At 70.3% G+C, this 5367-nt stretch carries 4 protein-coding genes and 1 pseudogene; 3 read left to right on the top strand and 2 right to left on the bottom strand.

Annotated elements, in window-relative coordinates; translation table 11 throughout:
* Positions 1–869: AAA family ATPase (locus I53_RS29445; protein WP_043357785.1), on the bottom strand; the 869-nt coding region annotated here is incomplete at its 3' end.
* Between the two features lie 46 nt (positions 870–915).
* Positions 916–2026, bottom strand: a pseudogene (alr, locus tag I53_RS29440) (alanine racemase).
* A 263-nt stretch (positions 2027–2289) separates the two neighbouring features.
* On the opposite strand from alr, the gene I53_RS29435 reads away from it, so the two are divergent.
* The 3 genes from I53_RS29435 (at position 2290) to I53_RS29425 (ending at position 5299) form a co-directional block, all read left to right on the top strand.
* Positions 2290–2898 (top strand): CvpA family protein, encoded by a 609-nt coding sequence (locus I53_RS29435; protein ID WP_043357783.1) that lies wholly within the window; start codon positions 2290–2292, stop codon positions 2896–2898.
* Between the two features lie 131 nt (positions 2899–3029).
* Positions 3030–4505 (top strand): amidophosphoribosyltransferase, encoded by a 1476-nt coding sequence (purF, locus tag I53_RS29430; protein WP_043357788.1) that lies wholly within the window; start codon positions 3030–3032, stop codon positions 4503–4505.
* A 65-nt stretch (positions 4506–4570) separates the two neighbouring features.
* Entirely contained in the window at positions 4571–5299 is a 729-nt protein-coding gene (locus I53_RS29425; RefSeq protein ID WP_043357781.1) for an SDR family NAD(P)-dependent oxidoreductase, read from the top strand.
* Positions 5300–5367: the final 68 nt, after the last annotated feature.

The raw sequence follows: 5367 nt of genomic DNA, 5'->3' as shown, positions 1-5367 counted from the left end.
CGGCCCCCCAGGAACAGGGCGGACGGGTTCGGCACCTCACTGAGGCCCGCATCGGTCATCTCGAACACGCCGATCTCGTCGGTGGGCCCGAACCTGTTCTTCACGGCGCGCAGGATGCGGAAATGGTGACCCTGGTCGCCCTCGAAGGACGCGACCGCGTCGACCATGTGCTCCACCACCCGGGGGCCGGCGATCTGCCCGTCCTTGGTGACGTGGCCCACCAGGATCACCGCCGTGCCGGTGGTCTTGGCGAAGCGGATCAGCGCCTGGGCCGAGGAGCGCACCTGGGTCACCGTGCCGGGGGCCGATTCCACTGTCTCGGTCCACATGGTCTGGATCGAGTCGATGATCGCCAGGGCCGGCGGCCGGCCCTGGCTCAGGGTCTCGACGATGTCCTCGACATTGGTCTCGGCGGCGAGCTGCACGGGGAGCGCGCTGAGCCCCAGCCGCTCCGCCCGCAGGCGCACCTGTCCCACCGCCTCCTCGCCCGAGATGTAGGCGACCCGCTCGCCCGTCCCCGCCATGGCGGCGGAGGCCTGCATCAGCAGGGTCGACTTGCCGATGCCGGGATCGCCGCCGAGCAGGATCACCGAGCCGCGCACGAAGCCGCCACCGGTGACCCGGTCGAGCTCGCCGATCCCCGAGGGGATGCGCGGCGCCTCCTTGGCCTCGCCGGTCAGCCCCTCCAGCGGGAAGACCCGGCCGCGGTTGCGCGACGGCCGGGTCGCCGCTGGCCCGGACTGCCCGGGAGCCGAAGGCGCCTCCTCGACGATCGTGTTCCAGCCGTTGCAGGCCTCGCAGCGCCCGCGCCAGCGGTTGTAGACCGCCCCGCAGGACTGGCAGACGAAGGTCTGATGGATCTTGGCCATTCGAATCCGGGGCGCCGTCGGTCCGGCGGATCAGCGGGGAGGTGCGTCAGCCTACATAATCTCGAACATAACGAGAACCTAGCCCGGTCAGGATCTCGTAGCCGATCGTGCCGGCAGAGCGCCCGACCGCGTCGATGTCGAGGCCGTCTCCGATCAGCACCGCGGTTGCGCCGCGCGTCGCGGCGGGCGCCGCAGTGACGTCGAGGATGATGAGATCCATCGAGACGAGGCCGAGGATCGGGCAGGGCACGCCGCCGACCAGCGCCTGCCCGCGCCCGCTGATCGCCCGCGGGAACCCGTCGGCGTAGCCGAGGGAGAGCGTCGCGAGCCGGCTCGGCCGGGGCGCGGTCCAGCGGCCGTTATAGCCCGCGGTTGGCCCCGAATGCGAAGTCGGGTACCTGTGCGATCAGCGCTCCCAGCCGCACCACCGGGCGCATCGGGTTGGCGCCCCCCGGAATCGGGTTGCCGCCGAACAGGGCGTAGCCCGGCCGCAGGAGATCGTGCCGGGCCCCGTCGAGGAAGACGCCCGACGAGTTCGCCAGCGAGGCCCGGAGTTGCGGATACGCCGCCCGGACGCGGGCGAAATCGGCGATCTGCCGGGCGTTGACCGGATCCTCCGGCTTCTCGGCGCTGACGAAGTGGCTGAGGAGAAGATCGATCCCGGCCGCGGTGATCCGCCCATCGCCCGCGAGATCGAGCGCCTCCGGCACGGGCAGGCCCAGACGGTTCATGCCGGTATCGACGTGGAGTGCCGCCGGCAGGCGGCCGGACGAGAGCGCCGCCCAGTCCGACAACTCCGCGATGCTGCCCAGCACCGGGCGCAGCTCGTGCGCCGCGAAGGCTTCCGCGGCGCCCGGTGGCAGACCGTTCAGGATGTAGATCGCCGCCTCGGGCAGGGCGGCACGGGCCGCGACCCCCTCCGACAGATGGGCGACGAAGAAGGTCCGGCAGCCGGCGGCCCACAGGGCCGGCCCGACGCGACCGATGCCGCAGCCGTAGGCGTCGGCCTTCACCACTGCGGCGCAGTCGGCGCCCGCGCCGCGGGCCGCCAGGAACCGCCAGTTGGCCACGATCGCCCCGAGGTCGATCGTGAGCCGGGCGCCGTGGGCGCCGATCTCCGTCACAGGTCCGGCCTCGGCCACGCAGACCGCCTCCATCCATTCGCCACCGGGGCTCCGGAAGCACAGACCGGACCCCAGGCCGGACCCATAGCACCGGTACGGCGCCCGGGTGGAGCCGGGCCCTCGGCGCGGCGGCTCGCGCCCTGGTGAACGGCGCGGCTGATGCAAGGACGGCACAGCGCGCGATCAGGCGGGCTCGCGAGGGTGACGGCCGAGATCCGGCTTGGTATAAATCCACCGCGGTCCGGGGGAGCCGCAGGTCGGACACGGCATCCCCGCGGGTACCAAAAAGTTTAACGATGCCGTTTACCGTACTGGATCTCGCCGTGCTCGGCATCGTCGCGGTTTCCGCGCTGCTCGCGGCCGTGCGCGGCGTCACCCGCGAGGTGCTGGCGATCGTCGCCTGGGTTGCCGCCGCCGCGGTCGCCTGGACGCTCCATCCGATGCTGCTGCCGACCGTGAAGCAGCACGTGAACAGCGACACCGTCGCGCTGGTCGCCTCGATCGCGGCGATCTTCCTCGGCACCCTGATCATCGTGTCGATCATCACGGTCAAGATTTCCGACGTGGTGCTCGATTCGCGGATCGGCGCCGTCGACCGTTCCCTCGGCTTCCTGTTCGGCGCGGCCCGCGGCTTCCTGATCTGCGTGATCGGCTGGGTGTTCCTGTCCTGGCTGGTCCAGGGCAAGGTGCCGGACTGGGCCGCCCAGGCCCGCACGCGCCCGATGCTGGAGAAGTCCGGCGACGCCCTCGTGGCGCAGCTGCCCGAGAATCCGGAAGGCTTCCTCAAGCAGTTCAAGAAGCCGAAGGTCGCCACGCCGCCCAATGAGGCGGCCGACGCCCCGGCCGAGACCGACGCGGCGCCCCAGCGCCGGACCGAGACCGCGCCGACCCCGACGCGACGCTGATCTGCGGTATTCGCCGTAGGACTCGTCGTGCGGAACGCCTAGATAGCGGTTCCGGTGGTGCACGGATTGCTTCCGCGACGACCGGCGCGTCGGCCCTTCGCCGCCGGGATCTGTGAGTGATCGACCGCCTCATGTCACACGCCGCCGCCTCCACCGACGCTTTCAATTTCGATCTCGATGGCGACACGCTCCGGGAGGAGTGCGGCGTCTTCGGCATCTTCGGCCATCCGGAGGCCTCGGCCATCGTCGCGCTGGGGCTGCACGCCCTTCAGCACCGCGGCCAGGAGGCGGCCGGCATCGTCTCCTTCGACGGTTCGGTGTTCCACTCCGAACGGCGCCCCGGCCTCGTGGGTGATTCCTTCTCGGACGGCGACACCATCGCCCGCCTGAAGGGCCGCGCCGCCATCGGGCACGTGCGCTACTCGACCACCGGCGGGACGATCCTGCGCAACGTCCAGCCGCTCTTTGCGGAGCTCGCCAGCGGCGGGCTGGCAGTCGCCCATAACGGCAATCTCACCAACGCCCTGTCGATCCGCCGCGACCTCGTCCGCGACGGTGCGATCACCCAGTCGACTTCCGACACCGAGGTGATCCTCCACCTCGCGGCCCGCTCCCGGAAGCCGCGGATCATCGAGCGCTTCATCGACGCCCTGCAGGCGATCCAGGGCGCCTACGCGATCGTGGCGCTCACCAACAAGAAGTTGATCGGTGCCCGCGACCCGCTGGGCATCCGCCCGCTGGTGCTGGGCGAGCTGGACGGCCGCTACATGCTGGCCTCCGAGACCTGCGCATTGGACATCATCGGCGCCCGGTTCGTCCGCGACATCGAGAACGGCGAGATCGTGGTGATCTCCGAGGAGGGGATCGAGTCGATCCGCTTCGCCGACGCCGTGCCGATGCGGCCCTGCATCTTCGAATACATCTACTTCGCCCGGCCGGACTCGGTGGTGAACGGCAAGAGCGTCTACGGAGTGCGCAAGGCGATCGGCCGGGAACTGGCCCGCGAAGCCGCCGTCACGGCCGACATCGTCGTGCCGGTGCCGGATTCCGGCGTCCCGGCGGCACTTGGCTTCTCGCAGGAGACCGGGATTCCCTTCGAGATGGGGATCATCCGCAACCATTATGTCGGGCGGACCTTCATCCAGCCGACCCAGTCGGTGCGCGAACTCGGCGTGCGGATGAAGCACTCGGCCAACCGCGCGGCGATCGAGGGCAAGAGCATCGTCCTCGTGGACGACAGCCTCGTGCGCGGCACGACCTCGGTGAAGATCGTCCGGATGATGCGCGAGGCCGGGGCCGCCGAGGTGCATTTCCGGATCGCCTCGCCGCCGATCACCTACCCGGATTTCTACGGGATCGACACGCCCGAGCGGGAGAAGCTGCTCGCCGCGACCCACGATCTCGAGGCGATGCGCAAGTATATCGGCGCGGATTCGCTCGCCTTCCTGTCGATCCCCGGCCTGTACCGGGCGATGGGCGAGGAGGCCCGGAACGCCGCCTGCCCGCAATACACCGACCATTGCTTCACGGGCGACTACCCGACCGGCCTCACGGACCTCTCCATCGCCGGCCCGAAGCGCTTCGCCATGCTGGCCGAGGCGGATTGACGGATCTGCGGATTCCGTGCGCGGACGGGCATCCCCCGCGGGCGTAAATGCGCTAGGTCCTCTCCATGGCTGAGTCTCAGAAACCCCTGGAAGGCCGCGTCGCGGTCGTCACCGGCGCGTCCCGCGGCATCGGGCGCGCTGCCGCCCTGGCGCTCGCCGGCGCCGGCGCCCACGTGATTGCGGTGGCGCGCACCGTCGGCGCCCTGGAAGAGCTGGACGACGGCGTGCGGGCGGCCGGCTCCAGCGCCACCCTCGTGCCGTTCGACCTCGCCGATTACGACGCGATCGACCGCCTCGGCGCGGCGATCAACGAGCGCTGGAAGCGCCTCGACATCCTGATCGCCAATGCCGGCATCCTCGGCGCGCTCATGCCCATCGGCCACATCACCCCGAAGATCTGGGGGCAGGTGATGGACGTGAACGTCACCGCCAACTGGCGCTTGATCCGCTCCCTCGATCCGCTGCTGCGCATGTCGGATGCCGGGCGGGCGATCTTCGTCTCCTCGGGGGCGGCCTCGAAGTGCCGGCCCTACTGGGGACCCTACTCGGTGTCGAAGGCGGCACTGGAGGCCCTGGTGCGGACTTACGCGGCCGAGAACGAGAGCACGGCGATCCGGGCCATGCTGCTCAATCCCGGACCCTTGCGGACCGGCATGCGCCGCTCGGCCATGCCCGGGGAGGACCCCGAGACCCTCAAGACGCCCGAGGACCTCGCCCCCCATTTCGTGCGGCTCGCCGCGCCGGACTGGGCCGAGACCGGCAAGCTCTACGATTTCCCCACGACCGGGTGCTGAGTTTCGCCCCCCTGAATGAGCGGTACCCTGTTATTCGAACACGCACCCCACGGCTTCCTTATCTTGAG

Source organism: Methylobacterium sp. B1 (genome assembly GCF_000333255.1).
In the GTDB taxonomy this organism is placed as follows: Bacteria; Pseudomonadota; Alphaproteobacteria; order Rhizobiales; family Beijerinckiaceae; genus Methylobacterium; species Methylobacterium fujisawaense.
Note: the sequence above shows the minus strand (reverse complement) of the source record. Positions and strands in the feature narration are given on the sequence as shown.

What these genes read in the sequence shown, in the direction of transcription:
- I53_RS29435 (WP_043357783.1), top strand. Translation starts at nt 2,290, where the DNA reads ATGCCGTTTACCGTACTGGATCTCGCCGTGCTCGGCATCGTCGCGGTT.
- purF (WP_043357788.1), top strand. Translation starts at nt 3,030, where the DNA reads ATGTCACACGCCGCCGCCTCCACCGACGCTTTCAATTTCGATCTCGAT.
- I53_RS29425 (WP_043357781.1), top strand. Translation starts at nt 4,571, where the DNA reads ATGGCTGAGTCTCAGAAACCCCTGGAAGGCCGCGTCGCGGTCGTCACC.